Below are 22,191 nucleotides of genomic sequence, written 5' to 3'. Positions count from 1 at the left end.
CCGTTATCTTTGCTGCAAGTCACTGACCCGGAAGGGAAAAGGTGACTTATCCACGGCTCTGAGCCCGGTTTACCTACTACTACTATGTTTACATACGTAAACAATATAAAGACGACCACCAGGACCTTTGCACCAGGCGGTGGTGCCGGGCTGGCACGTATACGCGGCCGCCTGTATACCGGCTAGCGCGGGACCTTGAACGCCTTGCGCGCCGCCAGCACCTGCGACCGCGTGGCGCAGCCTTCCTGGTGGTCGTTGACCAGGCCCATGGCCTGCATCAGCGCATACATCGTGGTGGGCCCGACAAAGCGCCAGCCGCGCTTCTTCAGGTCCCTGGACAGCGCGGTGGACTCGGGCGAAATGGCCATGGTGCGCAGTACCTCTGGCGTCAGCACCTTCGGCCGGCTGGCCGGATCGGGCTCGAAGCGCCAGAAGTAGGCCGCCAGCGAGGACTCGGTTTCCAGCAGTTCGCGGGCGCGCCGGGCATTGTTGATCGCGGCCTCGATCTTGCCGCGATGGCGCACGATGCCGGCGTCGCCCAGCAGGCGCGCGATATCGCGCTCGGTGAAGCGCGCCACTTTCTCGATGTCGAAGTTGGCGAACGCCTTGCGGAAGGCTTCGCGCTTGCGCAGGATGGTCAGCCAGCTGAGGCCGGACTGGAACCCCTCCAGGCACAGCTTCTCGAACAGCCGGCGGTCGTCGGCCACCGGAAAGCCCCACTCGGTATCGTGGTAGTGGCAATAGTCCTCCAGCGTGCCGCACCAGCCGCAGCGCACCGGCGCGGCCAGCGCTTCCTTGTTGCTCGTCATGCGTACCTTTCCAGTATTGAATCAATGGGACGCCGGCCAGCCTCTCGCCGGCCGGCGCATTTGCTGCGATCATGCCCGCACCTGAAAGATTGCGGAAGGCTGAAAATGGACATGCGATTGACCACCCTGGACGAGGACGGATGGGAGCTCGACGACGCCGAGCCCATCGCCGCCGCCCACCCGGACACCTTCTGGATGCCGCCGCGCGCCGAACGCGACGCGCTTGCCGCGGGCCAGCAGGTCAAGCTGATCTTCCGCATCCTGGTCGCGGACGAGGATGGCAACGAGGAAGTCCACGTCGAGCGGATGTGGGTCAATGTGACCGGACGCGAAGGCGCGCTCTATACCGGCGAACTCGACAACCAGCCGTACTGCACCGACGAGATGAATCCGGGCATGCCGCTGTGTTTCGAGGCCCGGCACGTGATCAATATCTATCGGGAAGGCGACGAGGACGCTTGAGCGCCCCCCGCGGGCAACAAAAAAGCCAGCCTGGCGGCTGGCTTTTTTGTGGGCAGGCGCGAGCGCGCTCACGCCAGCCGCTTGCCGGTCCGGTCGTGCATGAACACCAGCGCGACGAAGCTCACGACGGCGGCGGCAATCACGTAGTAGGCCGGCGCCAGCTTGTTCTGGGTGGACTCGATCAGCCACGTCACGATCAGCGGGGCAAAGCCGCCGAAGATGGTCACGGCGAAGTTGTAGGCCAGCGACAGGCCGGTGGAGCGCACTTCGGTCGGGAACTGCTCGGCCAGCACCGCCGGCGCCGGGCCGGTAAAGGCCGCCAGCAGGATGCCCAGCACGATCTGAACCTGCAGCAGCGTCTGCGTGGTCGGCGTCACGTTGAGCCAGTGGAACAGCGGATAGGCGAGCACGCCGATCAGCAGCGCCACCATGCCCAGCATGCGCTTGCGGCCGACACGGTCCGACAGCATGCCCATCAGCGGGCACAGCACCAGGATGATGGCGCCGCACAGCGCGGTCGACTGGAACGTGGCGCCCAGCGGCAGGCCCAGCTGCTGCTTGGCGTACGACGGCATGTAGAACACCAGCACGTAGGTGCAGACCGTCCACAGGATGGTCACGCCCAGCCCGGCCAGCACTTCGCGCGGGTGGTCGCGCAGCACCTGCGACAGCGGCGAGAACTTCACCTGCGCGGCCCGGCGGGCGGCCTGGCGCGCCTCGAACTCGGGCGGCTCGTGCAGGTGCGAGCGGATATACATGCCCACCGGGCCGATCAGCAGGCCGAACAGAAATGGGATGCGCCAGCCCCAGGCGTCGATCTGCTCCGGCGACAGGCCGTTGGTGACCAGCGCGCCCATGGCCGCGCCCAGCATGAAGGAGATGCCCTGGCTGGCCTGCTGCCAGCTGGCATAGGCGCCCCGCTCGGCGTCGGGCGCGTGCTCGATCAGGAAGGCGGTGGCGCCGCCGACTTCGCCGCCGGCGGAAAAGCCCTGGATCAACCGCGCGACCACGATCAGCGCCGGGGCCCACAGGCCGATCTGGGCGTAGGTCGGGGCCAGGCCGATGATGGCGGTGCCCAGCGCCATCAGCAGGATGGTCAGAGTCAGCGCTGCCTTGCGGCCGACGCGGTCGGCATAGACGCCCAGTACGATGGCGCCGACCGGGCGCATGAAGAAGCCCACGCCGAAGGTGGCGACGGTGAGCAGGAACGAGGTCAGGTCATTGCCGGTGGGAAAGAACAGCTTGGCGATGATGACGGCAAAGAAGCTGTAGACGGTGAAGTCGAACCACTCCAGGCCATTGCCGATGGTTGCGGCGATGATCGCCTTGCGTCGGGTGGCGTTGGTCAGTTCTGGAACGGGGGCGGTGGTCGCGGTCATGAAGCGTTGGTCATGCGGGGAAACCGCCATATTAAGCGATTCCTTAATCGCAGGCCTGCGCGCCCTCGCGCGCGTGACTTCAGCCGGGCAGTGCAGGTTCCGTTGCTGGGCGGTCCGGCGTTGGCGCGCCGGCGGGGACGGTTTCGGCGGGCACCGACGGGGCGGGGGCAGGGCGGCGTCGCGTGAGCCACAGCAGCAGTGCGCTGGCGACCCAGCCGGCCACGAACACGGTGTCCCCCGCCCGGTTCAGCCAGGCCGGCGCGGCCGGCATGCCCGTCACGGCCAGCAGCAGGCCGGCCGGCAGCCGCGCCAGGATCCACAGCGCGACAGCGGGCATGCTGCCGTACACGCCCGGCTGCCACCACTGGCCCGGGATGGGGTTGTGCCGTCCGGCGCGGCGCGGATTGCGCGATGCCACCTGAGCCTCCTGCCATCCGCGCGGGAAAAGCGCCGTGGCGTCCTGGGTTGCGAAAGTCCGTGCGGAGCGCCCCGCGGGCGGGCTTCCAACTGCAGCATAAGGCCCTTGCAGCGGCCGCGGTGCGCCCACGACGGAAGTTGTGTGGGCCGCGCCACGAAGGCCCCGGCGATTCAATTTTTTTGCATGAGGTGTCCGCAAACGGCGTCCGCGAGCCCCGCGGATCTTTGCCAAACTGGAAGCCAGTACACAAACCGTTTGAAGGCGGTATTGCCATGCTTCCCTCGCTCTATATCTCTCACGGCTCGCCGATGCTGGCCATCGATCCCGGCCCCACCGGCGCCGCGTTCGAGGCGCTCGGCGCCCGGCTGCGCGCGCGGCGCCCGCGTGCGGTGCTGGTGATTTCGGCGCACTGGATCTACAGCACGCTGGCCGTTACCAGCCGCGAACGCCAGGAGGCCTGGCACGATTTCGGCGGCTTCCCGCGCGAGCTGTACGCCCTGCGCTACGACGCCCCGGGTTCCCCGGAACTGGCGGCGCGGGTGAAGGCGCTGGTCGAGGCGGCGGCGATCCCCGGCGCGGGCTTTGTCGGCCACGACGACGAGCGTCCGCTCGACCATGGCGCCTGGATGCCGATGCGCCACTTCTTTCCCGATGCCGACATGCCGGTGGTGCAGCTGGCGCTGAATCCCTACCTGGCGCCCGCGACGCAGATCGCGATCGGGCGCGCGCTGGCGCCGCTGCGCGACGAAGGCGTGCTGGTGCTGGCCTCGGGCAGCTTCACCCACAACCTGCAGGAAGTGTTTGGCGGCGGCCGGCGCGAACAGCACGGCCCGCAGGCCGAGCCGTATGTCGAAGCGTTCCGCAAGTGGATGGCCGAGGCGCTGGACCAGGCCCTGGCCACCGGCGACACCCGCCTGATTGCCGACTACCGTGCGCAGGCGCCCTATGCGCGCCGGGCACACCCCACCGACGAGCACCTGCTGCCGTTCTATGTGGCGCTGGGCGCGGCGCTCGGCCCGGAGGGCGCAGGCCCCGCGCGGCCGGGCCCGGTGACGGTGTCGCGGGTGGCCGATGAGGTCACCTATGGCGTGCTGGCAATGGACAGCTTCGTGTTCGAAGGCATGGGCGCCGGGGCGCCGCTGCGCGCCGCGGCCTGACGGTCTGAAGGCTTACCGGCGCGACGGCGCGCGCGGCGGCAGGTAGCGCCGCGCCGAGCGCGCGCCCGCCAGCGCGATCCAGCCCATGGTCAGCCCCACCAGCGCCAGGCCGGCGCGCAGGCTGGCCAGGTGCGCCACGCCGCCGATCAGCACCGGGCCCAGCAGCAGCCCGACGTAGGCGAAGCGCGCCACGCGCGCAATCGCTTCCGCCGGCGCCACGCCCGGCAGCCGCGATGCGGCGACAAAGAAGATCGGCACCATATTGGCCGCGCCCAGCCCCATCAGCGCAAAGCCCGCCAGCGCGGCCAGCGGCAGCGGCACGGCCAGCGCCAGCGCAATGCCGGCAAAGCCCAGCCACGCGCTGCCGGTCAGCGTGGCGCTGTCGCCCAGGCGCGCGCGCAGGCGGTCGCCGCCGAAGCGCCCGCAGGCCATGCCGCCCGAGAACGCGGCATAGCCCAGGCTGATCCAGCCGTCGGGCGCGCGTGCCACGTCGCGCATGTAGACGCTGGTCCAGTCGTACATCGCGCCTTCGCCGATCAGCCCGAGAAAGGCCAGCAGCCCGAGCAGCCATAGCGCCCGCACCGCATGGTCGCGATGGTGGGGCGCGGACGGGGGCACCGGATGGTCGGCCAGCAGCCCCGGCAGCGTGGCCACTGCCACCGCGGCGGTCACGCCGGCCATCATGGCGGCATGCGCCAGCGGCGCGACGCCCAGGGCCAGCATCGCGCCGCCAAAGCCCGCGCCCGCCATCCCGCCCAGGCTGAACATGCCATGCAGCGACGACATCACCGGCCGCGCGCGGCTGGCCTCGACGGTGGCGGCCTGCGCGTTCATGGCGACATCGAACGCCGCATTGGTCATGCCGAAGACCAGCAGCGCGGGCAGCAGCAGCCAGAACGACGGCATCGCCAGGATTGCCACCGTGGCCAGCGCGAACAGCAGCCCGCCGGCCATCGAGGCGCGCGCGCTGCCGACGCGGGCCACCCAGCGGCCGACCGGGCCCATCGCCACGATGGCGCCGCCCGCCACCGCCAGCATCGCCAGCGACAGCATCGCGTCGGACAGTCCGAAGCGGGCCTTGATGGTGGGGATATGCACGCCCCAGGTGGCGAAGGTGGCGCCGTTGACGAAGAACAGTGCCATGGTGCCGTGCGTGGCGCGCGCGACCCGGCCGGCGGGCGGCGCGGCGATGGCGGGCGCCGGCGCGCCGGTCATGGGCGGCCCGCCTCCACGCGCAGCAGCCCGCGCCGGTGCAGCGCGTAGCCGAACGCCAGCAGCGCGGCCAGCGCCAGCGCCAGCATGACCCACAGCATCAGCCAGTAGCCGCCGGCCGCGCGCCACAGCAGCGCGCCCAGCCATGGCGCCGCCGCCTGCATCAGCAGCACCGGCGTCATCATCAGCCCGTTGAGGGTGGCATAGTGGTGGCGCGAGATCAGTTCCGGCATCGCCATCGCGCGCAGCATAGTGTTGACGCCGTTGGCGCAGCCGTACAGCACGGCCGCCACCATCAGCCAGGCGCCATGCCCCAGCGCAAAGCACAGCAGGCCGACGCTCATCAGCGCATAGACCGGCAGCGACAGCCGCACCGGGTGGCGCACGCCCGCGCGCATCATCAGCATGCGGCCCGCCACCTGGGCCGGCCCGATCAGCGCCGCGACTGCCAGTTGCTGCGCCACCGGCATGCCTTTCTCGGTCAGCATCGGGATCAGGTGCGCGCCCAGCAGCGACGCCACCACCGCGGTCGCGGTAAAGGCCAGCACTACCGCCCAGAACACCGGCTGGCGCAGCGTGGCGCGGGCAATGTCGCGGCCGCCGGCGGAGGCCGTGCCGGCGCCAGCGCCGGAGTAAGAGGGATGCAGCGCATAGCGCATGCGCGCATGCAGCGGCGCGCAGACCAGCAGGTTCAGCAGGGCAAAGCCGACCAGGGTGGGGCGCCAGCCGACATGCAGCACCAGCCATTGCGCCAGCGGCACGAAGATGGTGCTGGCAAAGCCGGCCATCAGCGTGACCGCGACGATCGGCTTCTGGTACTGGTCGCCATAGGCCTGGCGCAGCACCACGAAGGCGGGCTCGTACAGCGTGGTCGCCATGGCCAGCCCGAGCGGCACCCACATCAGCAGGAACACCGGTTGCGACGGCGTCCACGCCCACAGCACCAAGCCCAGCCCGGCCAGCACCGAGCCCGCGCCCATTACCTTGCGCGCCGGCGCGCGGTCCAGCAGCCGCCCGACCGCGAACGAGCACAGCGCCCACACCAGCAGCCCCAGCGAATAGCCGCCCGCCAGGAACGGCTTGGACCAGCCCAGGCTGCGGATCATCGGATCGATGAAGACGGTGAAGGCGAAGAACAGCGTGCCCCACGAGATGGTCTCGGTCAGGCCGAGGATCCACACCAGCCGGCGCGGCGGCGTGGCGGGCTGCGCGGGTCCGGCGCGGGCCGGACTGGCGTCAGGATCGGAGTCGGCGGCATCCGTGCCGGGGCTGGCTTCGAGTGTGGTCATGGCGGGCCCGGCGCGGGAATGGCCGCCACGCAAGCGGCGCACCTGGGGCCAGTCGGAAATTGTAGCGATGCGGCGCGCGGTCTGCTCGCGGCGTGCCGGGTGCACGCGCGTTACTGTGCGGTCACCGGCGTGGGCGGTCCTTTCAGCTCGACCACGTTGCCGTCCGGGTCCTGCACATAGAGCGAGGGGCCCTTGCCTTCGGCGCCGAAGCGCTGCGCCACTTCGCCCGCGTCGACGCCATGCCGAGCCAGCTGCGCGCGCAACGCCTGCGCGTCGAACGGGTCGATGCGCAGGCAGAAATGGTCGAGGTTGCGGCCCTGCGCGCCTGGCCCGGCGCCGCCCGCGCGGCCGAGCGGGCCATCGAGCGTGACCAGGTCGATCAGGCTGGCACCCGCGCGCAACTGGGTCAGGCCCAGGTCGGCCTGCTCGCGCTCGACGCTGCAGCCGAGCACGTCGACATAGAAGCGCCGCAGCGCGGCCACATCGGCGCTGCGCAACACCAGGTGGTCGATGCCGAGGATGCGGAATGTCGCGTCAGTGGTGCAGTCCGTCATAGTCGATCACCTTCAGGCTGTCGAGGTCGACGTTGTCCAGGCAGCGCACATTGACCGCGGCCATCGGCTTGCCGTCCTTGTCCTGGCCGTCCGCGTAGGGGCCGCAGCCGCACACCGGACAGAAGCGGTGGGCGATCTTCATGGTGTTGAAGCGGTAGGTGGAGGCGTTGCTCTCCGGCGTCTCCAGCCTGAAGGTCGCGCGCGGCACGAACCACAGCAGGTGCCCGCGCCGGCGGCAGATCGAGCAGTTGCAGCGGATCACGCTGGGGATGCTGTCGGCCTCGACCGCGAAGGCGATGTTGCCGCAATGGCAGCTTCCGTTGAAGGTCATGTCAATCTCCTTGCGCCAGGGTCCGTCCGACCCGGAATCACATCAACGCTGCTGCGCCGCAATATGCCGGCACATTGTTTGGTTTTTGACAGTGTAGTCCGGCCACGGGTGCCACAATGCCCGCAAGCCGTTGCCAACGATGGCGGCATGCGCACGCATGCCCCGCATCGCCCACAAAAAACCGCGCCACCAAAGGAGACCCGCATGAGCGACACGCACACCACCGCACGCGCCACCTTCAGCCATATGGAACACGGCACCCGCGAGGACTGGGCCGCGATCTCGGCCGAGTTCATGCCATTTGCGCGCGCGCTGCCTGACCGGGTGCTGGCGCACCTGCGCCTGCTCGACGGCGATTGCGGCGGCTTCCCGGTGGACCGGCTCACGCATTCCTTGCAGACCGCCACGCTGGCCCACCGCGACGGCCGGGACGAGGAATACGTGGTCTGCGCGCTGCTGCATGATATCGGCGATACGCTGGGCAGCTTCAACCATCCCGACATCGCCGCCGCCATCCTCAAGCCCTTTGTCAGCGCCGAGAACCTGTGGATGGTGGAAAAGCATGGCGTGTTCCAGGGCTACTACTTCTTCCATCATCTCGGCCTCGATCGCAACCTGCGCGAGCAATACCGCAGCCAGCCCGAACTGTTCGAGCGCACCGCGGAGTTCTGCCGCAAGTACGACGCCGCCGCCTTCATGACCGACTACGACACGCTGCCGCTGTCGTTCTTCGAGCCGATGGTGCGCCGGGTGCTGTCGCAGCCCAAGCATTCGATGTATGTGAAACCGGGGGAAACGACGCTGGCGCAGGCGTAAAGCGACGACACCCCCGTACCGATGGTGTTCCCCTCTCCCCGCATGGGGAGAGGGCAGGGTGAGGGGTGGTTTGGCTAGGGACCACGCCTCCAGACGCTCCCGCCCTCTCCCGGCCCCTCTCCCGCAAGCGGGAGAGGGCAGCAAACAGCGGGATTTGCAAGAGCGCTCGCCCTCAAGCCGCCCGCTGCGCCGTCTCCGGATGCCGGAACTGCTCCAGCAGCTTCGCCCAGCGCGCCCGCACTGCCTTCAGGTTGTTTTCCTTCACGTGGCCGAAGCCGCGGATATCGTCCGGCAGGTTGGCCAGCGCCACCGCGGTGTCGTGGTTGGCGGCATTCAGGCCCGCCACCAGTTCATCCAGCAAGGCACGGTACTCGCCGATCAGCGCGCGCTCGGTGCGGCGCTCTTCACTCTTGCCGAAAATATCGAAGATGCCGCCGCGCAGCCCCTTCAGCTTCGCCAGCACGCGGAACAGCTTCATCGTCGACGGGCCGAACTTGCGCTTGACCAGGTGGCCCTTGTCGTCGCGCTTCGCGTTCAGCGGGGGTGCCAGCCAGAAGTTGAGCTGGTAGTCGCGTCCGGGCTCGCCCTCGAACTGCGCGCGCAGCTTGTCCAGGAAAGCCGGGTCGGTATAAAGACGCGCCACTTCGTACTCGTCCTTGTACGCCATCAGCTTGGCCAGGTTGCGCGCCGCCGCCTCGGTCAGCGGCAGGGCCTTGCCGCTGCCCAGCAGCGCGCTCTCGGCCGCGCGCACGCGCTCGATCGCTTCGCGGTATCGGCTGGCATAAGCCGTATCCTGGTACGCCGTCAGGTGTTCCACGCGGCGTGCGATCAGCTTGTCGAGCAGGGCGCCGGTCGACGCCGGCAGCTTGACCACGGCGGCGCCTTCGGCGGTGCTCTTGAGCTTGCCGCTCAGCGACAGCACGTGCTCCGGGTCGTGCGCCATATGGCGGCCCCAGTCGAAGGCGGCCTTGTTCTTGTCGACCGCGACCCCGTTCAGCTCGATGGCGCGCTCCAGCGCCTGCAGCGTCAGCGGGATCCAGCCCTTCTGCCAGGCGTAGCCCAGCACCAGCGGGTTGGTGTAGATGGCATCGCCCAGCAGCGCCACGGCCAGCCCGGAGGCATTGATGAAGTCGCACTTCTCGCCCACGGCATTGCGCACATCCTGCTCGGCCGACAGCCCGGGGAACTGCCACTTCGGGTTCTTGATGAAGTCGGCGGTCGGGGTTTGCGCGGTGTTGACCACGGCGCGCGTGCGGCCGGCCTGGGTCTTGGAGATGACCTCGTCGCTGGCCGAGACGATGGCGTCGCAGCCGATCACCAGGTCGGCCTCGCCCATGGCGATGCGGGTGGCATGCAGGTCATCGGGGCGCGCGGCCAGCTGCACGTGCGACAGCACCGCGCCGCCTTTCTGCGCCAGCCCGGCCATGTCGAGCACGGTGACGCCCTTGTTTTCCAGGTGCGCGGCCATCCCCAGCAGGCCGCCGATGGTCACCACGCCGGTGCCGCCGACGCCGGTCACGAGGATGCCATAGGCGCGGCGGATCGCCGGCAGCTGCGGTTCAGGCAGCGCCGGCAGGCTGTCCATCGACACGCCATGCTGCTCGGGCTTGCGCACCTGCGCGCCCTCGGCCGTGACGAAGCTGGGGCAGAAGCCGTTCACGCACGAGAAGTCCTTGTTGCATGACGACTGGTTGATCTGCCGCTTGGTGCCGAACTCGGTTTCCAGCGGTTCCACCGACAGGCAGTTGGACTTGACCGAGCAGTCGCCGCAGCCCTCGCACACCGCATCGTTGATAAAGGCGCGGCGCGGCGGGTCTTCCATCGTGCCGCGCTTGCGGCGGCGGCGCTTCTCGGTGGCGCAGGTCTGGTCGTAGATCAGGATGGTGCAGCCCGGCACCTCGCGCAGCTCGCGCTGCACGCGGTCGAGCTGGTCGCGGTGATGAATGTCGATGCCTGGCGGCAGCTTGATCGCCGCGTTGTACTTCTCGGGCTGGTCGCTGACGATGACGATCTGCTTCGCGCCCTCGCTGTGCACCTGCCAGGCGATGTCCTGCACCGACAGCTGGCCGTCGACCGGCTGGCCGCCGGTCATCGCCACCGCGTCGTTGTACAGGATCTTGTAAGTGATGTTGACGCCCGCGGCGATCGACGCGCGGATCGCCAGCAGGCCGGAGTGGAAGTAGGTGCCGTCGCCCAGGTTGGCGAACACGTGCTTGTCGCCGGCAAACGGCGCCTGGCCGATCCACGCCACGCCTTCGCCGCCCATCTGGCTGAAGGTGCTGGTGCTGCGGTCCATCCATACCGTCATGTAGTGGCAGCCGATGCCGGCCAGCGCGCGCGAGCCCTCGGGCACGTTGGTCGAAGTGTTGTGCGGGCAGCCCGAGCAGAACCACGGCTTGCGCTCGGCCTTCGGCTGGCCCTTCCCCTCGCCGACCACGCGCGGCGTGGCCAGCGCCTTTTCCTTGGCCTCGATGATGGCCAGGCGCGCGGTGATGCGCGCGCGCACGTCCATCGGCAGGTCGAACTTGTCCAGGCGCGTGGCAATGGCCTTGGCGATGATCGCCGGCGACAGCTCATAGTGCGCCGGCAGCAGCCAGTGGCCCTGCGGGATCGACCATTCGCCGCCGGCGTTGTCCTTCTCGTCGAACTTGCCGTAGACCTTGGGGCGGACATCGTCGCGCCAGTTGTACAGCTCTTCCTTGAGCGCGTACTCCATGATCTGGCGCTTCTCTTCGACCACCAGGATTTCCTGCAGGCCTTCGGCAAAGGCGCGCGCGCCATGCGCTTCGAGCGGCCACACGCAGCCGACCTTGTACAGCCGGATGCCGATCTGCGCGCAGGTGGCGTCGTCCAGGCCCAGGTCGGCCAGCGCCTGGCGCGTGTCCAGATAGGCCTTGCCGCCGGTCATGATGCCGAAGCGCGCATGCGGCGAGTCGATCTCGATGCGGTCCAGCTTGTTGGCGCGCACATAGGCCAGGCCGGCATACCACTTGTAGTCGAGCAGCCGCGCTTCCTGCTCCAGCGGCGGATCGGGCCAGCGGATGTTGAGGCCGCCCGGCGGCATGATGAAGTCGCCCGGCAGCGCGATCTGCACACGGTGCGGGTCCAGCTCGACCGAGGCCGACGATTCGACCACGTCGGTCACGCACTTCATCGCCACCCACAGCCCCGAGTAGCGGCTCATGGCCCAGCCGTGCAGGCCGTAGTCCAGGTACTCCTGCACGTTGGACGGATACAGCACCGGCAGGCCGCAGGCCTTGAAGATGTGCTCGGACTGGTGCGCCAGCGTCGACGACTTGGCCGAGTGGTCGTCGCCGGCCAGCACCAGCACGCCACCGTGCTGCGAGGAGCCCGCCGAGTTGGCGTGCTTGAACACGTCGCCGGTGCGGTCCACGCCCGGCCCCTTGCCGTACCACATGCCGAACACCCCGTCGAACTTCGCATCGGGGTACATGTTGACCTGCTGCGAGCCCCATACCGAGGTGGCGGCAAGGTCTTCGTTCAGGCCGGCCTGGAACACGATGTTGTGCGCGGCCAGGTGCTTCTTGGCCTTCCACAGCGACTGGTCGAGGGCGCCCAGCGGCGAGCCGCGGTAGCCGGAGATAAAGCCGGCGGTGTTCAGCCCGGCGGCGTGGTCGCGCTCCTGCTGCAGCATCGGCAGGCGCACCAGCGCCTGCGTGCCGCTGATGTAGATGCGGCCGCGTTCGAGCGTGTATTTGTCTTCGAGGGAAACGTTGGCGAGCGCCTGGCGGATGGCGTCGCTGACCGGCGAGGTCAGGGGGGCATTCATGCGTGCTCCTCTATGGGCGTGCTGTCGGGATCACCGAAACCTGCAGGGGTGGGCAACCGCCGCGTCGCCTCTTGTGAAGGCTCCGGGGGGCTGTGTCTCTGCGCGGCATGGTAGCACCGCCACAAAACCGGCGGTACCTTGCAATGCAGCACAAAGCGTGCCGGTCATGGCCGTGATTTCCCGTATCGACAGGGCCTGGCGTGTACACTGCGTTGCATCGAGACCGCCCGCGCCGAAGCCGGGCGGTCTCTTGTGCGTCATATCTGCGTTGCCATCCCGGTGCAACCCGATCCCTAGTCCGCCCGCGCCGGTGCGCGGCTTGCCAGCGAATATCCGAACATGACCAATTCCCCCCGCCAGGGCACCGCAACCCTGGCCGTGCTGATCGACGCCGACAACGCGGCGCCCGCCATCGTCGAAGGCCTGCTGGCCGAGGTCGCCAAGTACGGCGTGGCCGCCGTCAAGCGCATCTACGGCGACTGGACCCGGCCCAACCTGGCCGGCTGGAAGGAGCGGCTGCTGTCGCACTCGATCCAGCCGATCCAGCAGTTCCGCTACACCGTCGGCAAGAACGCGACCGACAGCGCCATGATCATCGACGCCATGGACCTGCTCTACACCGGGCGCTTCGATGGCTTCTGCATCGTCTCCAGCGACAGCGACTTCACCCGGCTGGCCTCGCGCATCCGCGAGCAGGGCCTGACCGTGTATGGCTTTGGCGAGCGCAAGACGCCCAAGCCGTTCGTCACCGCCTGCGACAAGTTCATCTATTCCGACGTGCTGCGCGCCGAGGTCGATACCGACGGCGCGGACGGGACCGACGGCGCCGCCGCGCCCACGCGCAAGCGCAGCACCGGCGAGCTGCGCCAGGACTCGCGCCTGGTGCGGCTGCTGCAGAATGCGGCGCAGGCGGTGTCGGACGAAGACGGCTGGCTGGCGCTGGGCAGCATGGGCAACCATATCGCCAAGCAGGCGCCGGAATTCGACTCGCGCAACTACGGCTACGGCAAGCTGTCGGAGCTGGTCGCGGCGACCGGCCTGTTCGAGGTCGAGACCCGCAACGGCGGCAACAACAAGACCATCTGGGTGCGGCTGAAGAAGCGCGCCAAGGGCGGCGAGCCGCAGCAGCGCGCGCCGCAGCCGCCGGCCCCGCAGGCCGAGCCGGCGCGCCGCCAGCCCGCACCCGCGCCGGCGGAAGCGCCGGAGCCGGCTCGTGGGGTCGAGCCGCTGCCGACGCCGGAGACGGTAGCCCCCGAACCCGAGGCGCCGGCGCAAGCCGAGCCGCCGTTCGTCGCGGCTGATGCGGTGCAGGCAGAGCCCGAGCCGCAGCCGGTGCCGCCGCTGGAAGCCGCGCCGCAGCCGGATCCCGAGCCGAAGGCGGGCAGCCGTACCGGCGCACGCAAGCGCGCGGCGCGCCGGCCCGAGGTGACACTGAGCGAGACCCCGTGGCCGATCGACCAGTCGGTGTTCGCGGCGCCGGGCACGACCGTGCTGACGGCGACGGTGGAGGCGGAACCGCAACCGGCCGCTGCCGCTGCTGCCGAAGCCGCACCGGCGCCGGCGCCGGCGCGCAAGCCGCGCAAGCGTCCGAGCAAGAAAGCGGAGTAGAGCGGCCTGCTGGTTTTCTTCCCTCTCCAGCTGGCGGGAAAGGGAAGAGGGCGGGCGTGCGGCAAGTGCGGTGAGACGTTAGCCTGCACCGGCGGCCGTCAGGCTACGCGAGTGTTGCCGGTGCCAGCGCAGCGCGCGCCTTACCGCACCAGCTGGTTGATCTCGATGATCGGCATCAGCACCGCCAGCACGATCAGCAGCACCACCACGCCCATGGTCAGGATCAGCAGCGGTTCCAGCAGGCTGGTCAGGAACAGCGTGCGGCGTTCCAGTTCCTGCGCTTCGCCCTGCGCGGCGCGGTCCAGCATCACCGGCAGGTTGCCGGTGGCTTCGCCCGAGCGGATCAGGTGCACCAGCACCGGCGGAAACTGGTTCTGCGCCGCCAGTGCGCGCGCCAGCGAGGCGCCCTCGCGCACGCGGGTGTTGGCGTCTTCCACGTTGGCGCGCAGCGCTTCGTTGGTCAGGGTCTCGCCGGCGGCCTGCAGGCTGCGCAGGATCGGCACGCCCGCGGAGACGAGAATCGCCAGCGTGCCGGCAAAGCGCGCGGTGTTGTAGCCGCGCACCAGCTTGCCGAGTAGCGGCGCGGTCAGCAGCCAGCGGTGCCATTCCAGCCGCACCGCGGGCTGGCGCAGCAGCCGGCGGATGCTGAACGCGGCCACCGCGATCACCGCCAGCGCGGCCCACCACCAGTTACGCACGAAATCCGACAGCCACAGCATGATGATGGTCAGCGTGGGCAGCTTCTGCTTGGTGTTGGCGAACACGCTCACCACCTGCGGCACCACGTACGACAGCAGGAAGATCACGATCGCGAACGCCACCACCGTGACGATGGCGGGATAGGTAAAGGCCAGCCGGATCTTGGAGGTCAGCGTGTTGCGCGACTCGATATAGCCGGCCAGCCGCTCCAGCACCACGCCCAGGTGGCCGGAGTGCTCGCCGGCCGAGACCAGCGCGCGGTAGATGTCCGGAAAATCGCGCGGATGCTGCGCCAGCGCCACCGACAGCGCGCTGCCGCCCATCACCTCGGCGCGGATGCCGGCCAGCAGTTCATGCACATAGGGCCGCTCGGCCTGGTCGGCGAGCGCGCCCAGCGCTTCGTCCAGCGGCAGGCCGGCGACGATCAGGCTGGCCAGCTGGCGCGTGAACAGCGCCTGCTCCTGCGTCGACAGCTTGCGCGCGAACAGCTGGCTGCCGGCGCGCGGGGCCAGGCCCGCGCCGGCGAGCGCATCGACGGTCAGCGGCGTCAGCCCGCGCGCGCGCAGCTGGGTGCGGGCCTGGCGCGCGCTGTCGGCCTCGATCACGCCGCGGTCGGTCTTGCCGGCGGCGTCGGCGGCTTCATAGCGGAAAGCTGGCATGCGGGCGTCTCCGCGTCAGTCGCGCGTGACGCGCAGCACTTCCTCGAGCGAGGTCGCGCCGCTGTCGATCCAGCGCTGCGCGTCGCCGCGCATGGTGTGCATGCCGTGCGCCAGCGCCACTTGCTTGATTTCCGATTCCGGCGCCTGGCGGTGGATCATGGTGCGGATTTCATCGTCGACCGTGAGCAGCTCGTAGACGCCCATGCGACCCTGGTAGCCCGACTGGCCGCACTTGTCGCAGCCGACCGGATGCCACACGGTCTGCAGCGGCTTGCCCTGCGCGTGCAGCACGTCGGCCTCGGCCGGCGTGACCTCGATCACTTCCTCGCGCTTGCAGTGCGGGCACAGGCGCCGTACCAGCCGCTGCGCCAGCACCCCCAGCAGCGACGACGAAAGCAGGAACGGCTCGATGCCCATGTCGACCAGCCGCGTCACCGCCGAGGCCGAGTCGTTGGTGTGCAGCGTGGCCAGCACCAGGTGGCCGGTCAGCGATGCCTGCACCGCGATCTGCGCGGTTTCCAGGTCGCGGATCTCGCCGATCATGACCACGTCCGGGTCCTGGCGCAGGATCGCACGCAGGGCCTTGCCGAAGGTCATGTCGATGCGCGGGTTGACCTGGGTCTGGCCGATGCCGTCGAGGTCGTACTCGACCGGGTCTTCCACCGTCATGATGTTGGTGGTGCGCGCATCCAGCCGCGACAGCGCGGCATACAGCGTGGTGGTCTTGCCCGAGCCGGTCGGCCCGGTCACCAGTACGATGCCGTGCGGCTGGCGGATCAGGTGGTCGAAGCCGCGCAGCGTGTCGGGCGCCATGCCCAGCTTGGCCAGGTCCAGCCGGCCGGCTTCCTTGTCGAGCAGACGCAGCACCGCGCGCTCGCCGTGGCCGGTGGGCAGCGTCGAGACGCGCACGTCGACCGGCCGCCCGCCCACGCGCAGCGTGATGCGGCCGTCCTGCGGCAGACGCTTCTCGGCAATGTCGAGCTGCGCCATGATCTTGATGCGCGAGATCAGCGCGCCGTGCAGCGCCTTCTTGGGCCGCACCACGTCGCGCAGCGTGCCGTCGACGCGGAAGCGCACCACCGACGACGATTCGAACGGCTCGATATGGATATCCGAGGCACCTTCGCGCGCCGCCTGCGTCAGCAGCGCGTTGATCATGCGGATGATGGGCGCATCGTCTTCGGATTCCAGCAGGTCTTCGACCGCGGGAATGTCCTGCATCAGGCGCGACAGGTCGACCTCGCCCTCGACTTCGCCCACCACCTGCGCGGCGCTGCCGTCCTGGCGGTTGTAGGCGTCGGACATGGCATGCTCCAGCGCCTCGGGCTCCAGCACGCGCAGGCGCAATGCGCCGTGCACGCGCGCGACTTCGGCCAGCGCCGTGGGCGAGGTGGCGCGGCTGACCCATACCTCGAGCCCGTCGGGGCGCTGGTGCGCGATCAGCAGCGGGGCCTCGCGCGCAAAGCCATAGGAGACCAGCCGCGCCGCCATCGGCGAGGGCGGCTCGAGCTCGGGCGGCGGGTTGATGCCGGCGCTGCCGGTGGCAGGGACGGAGAGAGCGGTCTGGACTTCGCTGGCCATGACGGGCCTCAGTACTGGAGTGCGGCTTCGCCGCGCGAGTTGAGCGGCTGCGGGCCGCCCACCGGCGCTTGCGGCGCGGGTTGGGGCGCGGGTTGCGGGACCGGTTCGGGCAGCGGCTGCGGCACCGCCTGCGGTGACTGTGGCTGACCCGGCACGCCCGGCTGAGGCGCGCTCTGCGGCAGCGTCTGGGGCAGCGGCAGCGGTCCGGCCACGGCGCCGTTGGTGCGCGGGTTGACGAACGGCGTGGTGGGCGCGTCGGCCGGCGGCAGCAGCGGCGTATTGGTGTCCCGCACCATGATGTTAGGCGATACGAAGCCCTGCTGCTGCGCGCGCATATAGTCGTAGCGGTCCGCGGTCAGGCGGTCGGTGGCGCCGGCCGTGCGCATCACATAGGGCCGCAGGAACACCAGCAGGTTGGTCTTCGAGCGGTTCTTGTTCTCGTAGCGGAACAGGCCGCCGATCAGCGGGATGTCGCCCAGCAGCGGTACCTTCTGCACGCCGTCGCCATAGTTGTCCTCGATCAGGCCGCCCAGCACGATGATCTGGCCGTCGTCGACCAGCACGTTGGTCTCGATCGAACGCACGTTGGTGGTCGGCCCCTGGATCAGGTTGGCGGTCGCCTGCACCACATTCGACGATTCCTGGAAGATCTGCATCTTCACCAGCCCGCCGTCGGTGATCTGCGGCTTGACCCGCAGCGTGATGCCGACGTCCTTGCGGTCGAAAGTCTGGAACGGCGTGACCGATGCCGCGCCGCCGGTCTGGGCGTAGGAGCCGGTGGTGATCGGGATGTTCTGGCCGATCAGGATCTTGGCTTCCTCGTTCTCGAGCGTGATCAGGTTCGGTGTCGACAGCAGGTTGACGCTGCCATTCGTGCCCAGGGCGCGCAGCAGGGCGCCCAGGCCCATGGCCCGGTTGACGATGCCCAGGTTCAGGCCGCCGATGTCGGGGACCAGTTGCTGCGCGGCAGCGATGCCGGCGGAGCGGTTGCTGTCGGCCAGGGCGCCGGCCAGGGTCAGGTTGAGGATGTTCTGTCCGCCGGTGCCGAAGTTGGTGCCGGCAAAGACGTTGTTGTTGCCGCTTGACGAGCTGATCAGGCCCTGCCACTGGATGCCGAGTTCACTCGCCTGGGTGGCGGTCACTTCGACGATCATCGACTCGATATAGACCTGCGCGCGGCGCGCGTCGAGGTCGTCGATCACGCCGCGCAGGTTGCGGTAGACCGGTTCGCTGGCGGTGATGATCAGCGAGTTGGTGGAGGGGTCCGCCTGGATGATGCCGCCCGTGGTCGGCTGCGTGGTGGTGCCGAACGAGGCCGCGAAGGCCGAGTTGCCATAGGCGCCGCCGGTGCCGCCCCCGGTGCCGGTGCCGCCGCGCATGCCGGTCTGGCTGGTGGTGGCGCCGCCGGTGAACTGGCCGCCGGTCGGCGTCGAGACATTGGTCATGCCCGCCGCGCCGCCGATGCCGCCGGCCTGCCCGCCGGGCTGGGTGGTGGTGGCGAAGCTGCTGTCGGCGGCGACGATGGCACGCAGCGTGGCGGCCAGCTTGATCGCATCCGCGTTCTTCAGCGGCACTACCCAGATGTTGCCGGGGCGCGCGTAGGGCTGGTCGAGCTTCTCGATCAGCTGGCGCGCCTGCTGCAGGCGCGCGCGGCTGGTGGCGCGGATCATCAGCGAATTGCTGCGCGGCTCGGCCACTACCGAGGTGCGCAGGCTGGCATCGACGGCCGCGGCACCGCCGCCGCCGGTGGCACCCGCGGCGCCCGGGTCCAGCAGGCGCTGCAGCACCGCCGCGGTATCGCTGGCCAGCGCGTGCTTGAGCGGCACCAGTTCGACCTCGCCCGAGGCCGGCGCATCGACCGCGGCGATGATGCGGGCGATGCGGCGCAGGTTGTCGGCGTAGTCGGTGATGACCAGCGTGTTGTTGGCCGGGTAGGCGGTGATGGTGTTGTTGGGCGCGATCATCGGCCGCAGCACCGGCACCAGGTTGTTGGCCGACTCGTAGTTCAGCCGGAACACCTGGGTCACCACCTGGTCGCCGCGGCTGGGGCTGCCGCCGATCACGGTGGGCGAGCCCTGCAGCTTGGCGTCGGCCTCGGGCACGACCTTGGTGAAGCCGTTGCTCTCGACCATGGCATAGCCCTGCATGCGCAGTACCGAGCCCAGCGTCTGCAGCGCCTGCGCGCGCGAGACCGGCTGCTCCGTGACCAGGTTGACGGTGCCCTTCACGCGCGGGTCGATGACGAAGTTCTTGCCGGTGGCCTGGCCGACCGCCTTGATCACGGAGTCGAGGTCGGCGTTGACGAAGTTCAGCACCACCTGGTCGCGATTGGCGGGGGTGACGTCGGGCGGCGCCGGCGGCGTGCCTTGGCTGCGCGCGGCCGACGCGCCGGGCTGGGCCCACAGCGGCGCGGGCGCCAGCAAGGAGAGCCCGCAGAGCAATGCCACGGCGCGGGCGCAGGCGGTCTTGAAAACAGGTCGGTTGGCGTGGGTGGTCATAGTCATTTCCGTGGGCTGTGCGATCTGCGTGGCATCAGAAACGCAGCCTAGTCACATTGTTGTCTCGTCGTCCCAGCAGGCTCAGCAGGCTGGTCAGCTGCGTCGCAGCCTCCGGTTCGGCATGCGCGGTCCCTTCGAAGCGCGCCTGCCGCCCGAGCGTGCCGCTGCCCTCCAGGTGCAGCGGACCATCGATGGTGCTCAGCTGCAGCTTGCCGTCGCCCGCGCCGGTCCAGTCGATCTCGGCGCGGTAGCTGCCCAGCGGACGCAGCCGGCTGACCGCGGCCGATACCTGCTCGACGCGCAGGGTCATATGGCCGCTCATGCCCTTGCCGGAAAACCGGCCCTGCAGCGTGGACCAGTCCACCCGCATCAGGCCGTCCGGGCGCAGCGTGTTGAACGGCGCGCCCACGCCCTCGAGCAGCGACGCGGGCAGCCGCATCGCGCCCGACTGCGCGGTCCAGCCGCCCGGGGTCGCGGTCACCGCGACCGGCGCGGCCATGGCCTCGGAGTGGCTCAGCACCAGCCGCGCGCGGCCGGTCAGCAGCGGCCAGAACGCCAGCGTCCAGTGCAGCCGGCCGGGCAGCACGGTGGCGGTCTGGCTGCCGGCGCCGGCCGACAGCGCCAGCGTGGCGCTGCCGCGCCACAGCGAGCCGCTGGCATCGGCCAGCAACACGCGTCCCTGCGTCTGCGTGGCGACGCGCGTGGCAATCCAGGTCGCCGGCAGCATCGCCACCGTGGTCACCGCGGCCGTGCCCAGTCCCAGCCCGAGCCAGCGCAGGCGCCGCGCGGCGGCCGGCTGGCGCTGCGCGCGCCGCGGCAGGCGCAGGGTTTCCAGCCGCACCATCAGCTGCGGCCACCCGGACCCTGCAGGGTCGCGGTAACGTTCACCAGCGCCGTGGCGCCGACATAGACCACGCGCGCATCGATTACCTTCATGCGCTGCTGCTGGCGCACGTCCTGCAGCCAGGTGCTGACCGCCCCGAACGGGACCTTGTCCAGCTGCACCTGCACGCTGTTGTCGGCGGCGGCCGCCAGCCGGGTCGCTTTCAGGCCGTACTGGCCCAGGCTTTCCTGCAGCGCCTGGGTCAGCGCATCGCCGCGCAGCGACGGCGCCGGCGTGGCCTTCAGGCCGCGGGCTTCCTGCGCCAGCGTTTCCATCTCGGCCAGGTCGGCGCGCAGCTGCGGCAGGTTGCGCGCGGCGCGTTCGCGGCCGTCGGCGGCCGGCTCCCACAGCAGCAGATAGCCGAGCACCAGCGCCAGCACCGCGCCGCCCCCGCCGAGGATGGCCTGCTCGCGCGGGTTGCGCGCCGACCAGAAGGCGTCGAAGCGTTCCCGCCACGCCTGCGGCACGGACGGGCGCAGCCGCGCCATGCGCGTGCGCAGCGTGGCGCGGCTGCGCCCGTCGGTGCCGCGGCGGGCGGCGGGCGAAGGGCTGCGGGTGGAGTCTTTCAATGGGTTCATGTCGGGCGTGCGCCGGTCACAGGCCGGGCTTGATGGTCCAGCGCGAGCCGGGTGTCACAGGCGTGCCTGCGCTGGAGCCGGTGCTGCCCGCGGCATTGCCGGCCTTGTCCTCTTCCATCTGCAGTCCGGCCTGGCGCGCCGCGCTGCGCAGGCCGGCGGTGTCGGTGCCGGGCTTGAGCGTCACCACCAGCATGCGGCCGCGGTACTCGAGCGCCTGCAGCGCATCCGGCGGCAGCCGGCGCGCGGCCTGGGCGAAGCGGTCGGCCAGCGGCAGGAAATCATCGGGTGTGCTGCGCCCGCTGGCGATGCGCAGCTGCTCGACCTGCCGGCGCATCTGCAGCGGGGCGTCGATCACCGTCGGCGTTTGCGGGAAGGTGCCGCGCAGCGTCTGCGCCTGCGCCGCTTCGAGCCGTTGCTGTTCGTTGCGCAGCAGCAGCCAGTGCGTGTTCATGCCGATCAGCTGGACCAGCACCAGGCCCGCCACCAGCGCCAGCGGCAGGCGCCACGCCACCAGGTTCCAGCGGTCGGCGCGGCCCTGCGCGAATTCGAACTGGGCGAGGTCCAGCCCCGGCTCGCGCAGGCATTCCTGCGCACCGTCGATCCACAGCCGCCAGCCGGTGCGACCGGCCTGGCGCAGGGCGGGTACCGGCGCCATGGCGGCGGCGTCGGCATCGGCAAACCAGGTGCCTTCAGGCGCCAGCGCCTGCCACGCGGCCAGGGCGTCGTCGCCCAGCAGCAGGCCGTAGCCGGCGTGCGCACTGGTGCGCACGGTCAGCTGCCACTGGCGTGCGGTGCTGCTGGCGGTGTCCGGCAGCGCTTCGCCCAATGCGTCGCCGAGGGCGCCGCCTTCGGCCAGCGCACTGGCGGCAGCTTCGACCACCAGCGTGGCCGGCTGCACCGGTGCCGGCGCCGGTGCAGCCGCGGGCGGCGCCAGCGTCGGCTCGGCGCCGGCTTCCTCCTCCGCGGGCGCGGCCAGCGGCACGCACAGCTGCGCGGCCAGCACGTGGCGGCGGCGATGGCGGTGCTCGGCAAAGGCATCGAGCACCGCGCGCAGCCAGGCGCGGTCCGCCACCATCAGCAGGCGCCGGCGCGGGCCGCGCGGGGGCGCGTCGCCGTCGAGGGCCGGGCCGATGCCAATATGGCAGGGCTGCGCGTCGGTGGCGAGGGCGTCCTCGACCAGGTTGGGCAGCGCCTGCTTCAAACGCGCGGGCGGCAGCGGCGGCACGCTGGCGCTGGTCAGCAGTACGTCGCTGGCCGCCAGGATCAGCACCAGCCGCTCCGCCGCGGGCAGGTCGGCGATGCGGGCGTGGCCTTCTCGCAACACTTCCGGCGCGGCACGGGGCAAGCCACGCCGCGCGGCGTCGGCCGCCGCCGTGCGCACCAGCGCAAAGGGCAGGGCGCCGAACTGCCACGGTTGCGGCTGGTCATGCGGCCGGTGCGGCAAGCGCACGTACAGAGTGGTGCTCAA

18 protein-coding genes are annotated in these 22,191 nt (G+C 70.2%); 4 read left to right on the top strand and 14 right to left on the bottom strand.

Annotated features, from left to right (window positions below):
* Positions 1-182: 182 nt before the first annotated feature.
* Positions 183-809 (bottom strand): DNA-3-methyladenine glycosylase I, encoded by a 627-nt coding sequence (locus tag A3AG_RS0114575; protein ID WP_018006122.1) that lies wholly within the window; start codon positions 807-809, stop codon positions 183-185.
* A gap of 105 nt (positions 810-914) precedes the next feature.
* Here A3AG_RS0114575 and A3AG_RS0114570 point away from each other — a divergent pair, with 105 nt between their 5' ends.
* Positions 915-1,271, top strand: coding sequence for a DUF2314 domain-containing protein (locus A3AG_RS0114570; protein ID WP_018006121.1), 357 nt, complete (start codon positions 915-917; stop codon positions 1,269-1,271).
* A gap of 68 nt (positions 1,272-1,339) precedes the next feature.
* On the opposite strand, the gene A3AG_RS0114565 is transcribed toward A3AG_RS0114570, so the two are convergent.
* Positions 1,340-2,650, bottom strand: a complete 1,311-nt coding sequence (locus tag A3AG_RS0114565) for an MFS transporter (protein ID WP_026164194.1) — start codon at positions 2,648-2,650, stop codon at positions 1,340-1,342.
* Between the two features lie 79 nt (positions 2,651-2,729).
* Positions 2,730-3,068, bottom strand: coding sequence for a hypothetical protein (locus A3AG_RS0114560; RefSeq protein WP_018006119.1), 339 nt, complete (start codon positions 3,066-3,068; stop codon positions 2,730-2,732).
* 272 nt (positions 3,069-3,340) lie between these two features.
* Here A3AG_RS0114560 and A3AG_RS0114555 point away from each other — a divergent pair, with 272 nt between their 5' ends.
* Complete coding sequence (locus A3AG_RS0114555) at positions 3,341-4,225, top strand: DODA-type extradiol aromatic ring-opening family dioxygenase (RefSeq protein ID WP_018006118.1); 885 nt, start codon at positions 3,341-3,343, stop codon at positions 4,223-4,225.
* Between the two features lie 12 nt (positions 4,226-4,237).
* On the opposite strand, the gene A3AG_RS31660 is transcribed toward A3AG_RS0114555, so the two are convergent.
* The 4 genes from A3AG_RS31660 to A3AG_RS0114535 form a co-directional block, all read right to left on the bottom strand.
* On the bottom strand, positions 4,238-5,440 hold the full coding sequence (locus A3AG_RS31660; protein WP_018006117.1) for an MFS transporter: 1,203 nt from the start codon (positions 5,438-5,440) through the stop codon (positions 4,238-4,240).
* Positions 5,437-6,726: an MFS transporter gene (locus tag A3AG_RS0114545; RefSeq protein WP_026164193.1), complete on the bottom strand. Its 1,290-nt coding sequence runs from the start codon at positions 6,724-6,726 to the stop codon at positions 5,437-5,439. Before A3AG_RS0114545 ends, A3AG_RS31660 begins: the two co-directional genes overlap by 4 nt.
* A 110-nt stretch (positions 6,727-6,836) precedes the next feature.
* Positions 6,837-7,280, bottom strand: coding sequence for a VOC family protein (locus tag A3AG_RS0114540; RefSeq protein WP_018006115.1), 444 nt, complete (start codon positions 7,278-7,280; stop codon positions 6,837-6,839).
* The gene (locus A3AG_RS0114535) at positions 7,261-7,611 is read right to left on the bottom strand and encodes a GFA family protein (protein ID WP_018006114.1); all 351 of its coding nucleotides are present in this window, start codon (positions 7,609-7,611) and stop codon (positions 7,261-7,263) included. Before A3AG_RS0114535 ends, A3AG_RS0114540 begins: the two co-directional genes overlap by 20 nt.
* A gap of 204 nt (positions 7,612-7,815) precedes the next feature.
* On the opposite strand from A3AG_RS0114535, the gene A3AG_RS0114530 reads away from it, so the two are divergent.
* Complete coding sequence (locus A3AG_RS0114530) at positions 7,816-8,427, top strand: HD domain-containing protein (protein ID WP_018006113.1); 612 nt, start codon at positions 7,816-7,818, stop codon at positions 8,425-8,427.
* A gap of 172 nt (positions 8,428-8,599) precedes the next feature.
* Here A3AG_RS0114530 and A3AG_RS0114525 read toward each other — a convergent pair whose 3' ends face one another.
* Complete coding sequence (locus A3AG_RS0114525) at positions 8,600-12,217, bottom strand: indolepyruvate ferredoxin oxidoreductase family protein (protein WP_018006112.1); 3,618 nt, start codon at positions 12,215-12,217, stop codon at positions 8,600-8,602.
* A gap of 339 nt (positions 12,218-12,556) precedes the next feature.
* Here A3AG_RS0114525 and A3AG_RS0114520 point away from each other — a divergent pair, with 339 nt between their 5' ends.
* Positions 12,557-13,825 carry an NYN domain-containing protein gene (locus tag A3AG_RS0114520; RefSeq protein WP_018006111.1) on the top strand — a complete coding sequence of 423 codons (1,269 nt, stop codon included), beginning with the start codon at positions 12,557-12,559 and terminating at the stop codon, positions 13,823-13,825.
* A gap of 140 nt (positions 13,826-13,965) precedes the next feature.
* Here the strand turns inward: A3AG_RS0114520 and gspF are convergent, their stop codons facing one another.
* The 6 genes from gspF to gspL form a co-directional block, all read right to left on the bottom strand.
* Positions 13,966-15,183 carry a type II secretion system inner membrane protein GspF gene (gene gspF / locus A3AG_RS0114515; RefSeq protein ID WP_018006110.1) on the bottom strand — a complete coding sequence of 406 codons (1,218 nt, stop codon included), beginning with the start codon at positions 15,181-15,183 and terminating at the stop codon, positions 13,966-13,968.
* 15 nt (positions 15,184-15,198) lie between these two features.
* Positions 15,199-16,674, bottom strand: a complete 1,476-nt coding sequence (gspE, locus tag A3AG_RS0114510; RefSeq protein WP_050976489.1) for a type II secretion system ATPase GspE — start codon at positions 16,672-16,674, stop codon at positions 15,199-15,201.
* Positions 16,675-16,772: 98 nt separating this feature from the next.
* Complete coding sequence (gene gspD / locus A3AG_RS0114505; RefSeq protein ID WP_026164191.1) at positions 16,773-19,262, bottom strand: type II secretion system secretin GspD; 2,490 nt, start codon at positions 19,260-19,262, stop codon at positions 16,773-16,775.
* A 34-nt stretch (positions 19,263-19,296) separates the two neighbouring features.
* Positions 19,297-20,106, bottom strand: a complete 810-nt coding sequence (locus A3AG_RS0114500) for a type II secretion system protein N (RefSeq protein ID WP_018006107.1) — start codon at positions 20,104-20,106, stop codon at positions 19,297-19,299.
* Positions 20,106-20,723 (bottom strand): type II secretion system protein M, encoded by a 618-nt coding sequence (locus A3AG_RS0114495; protein WP_018006106.1) that lies wholly within the window; start codon positions 20,721-20,723, stop codon positions 20,106-20,108. Before A3AG_RS0114495 ends, A3AG_RS0114500 begins: the two co-directional genes overlap by 1 nt.
* Before the next feature lie 16 nt (positions 20,724-20,739).
* Entirely contained in the window at positions 20,740-22,191 is a 1,452-nt protein-coding gene (gene gspL / locus A3AG_RS0114490) for a type II secretion system protein GspL (RefSeq protein ID WP_018006105.1), read from the bottom strand.

This window comes from Cupriavidus neocaledonicus (genome assembly GCF_000372525.1).
Classification (GTDB): Bacteria; Pseudomonadota; Gammaproteobacteria; order Burkholderiales; family Burkholderiaceae; genus Cupriavidus; species Cupriavidus neocaledonicus.
Note: the sequence above shows the minus strand (reverse complement) of the source record. Positions and strands in the feature narration are given on the sequence as shown.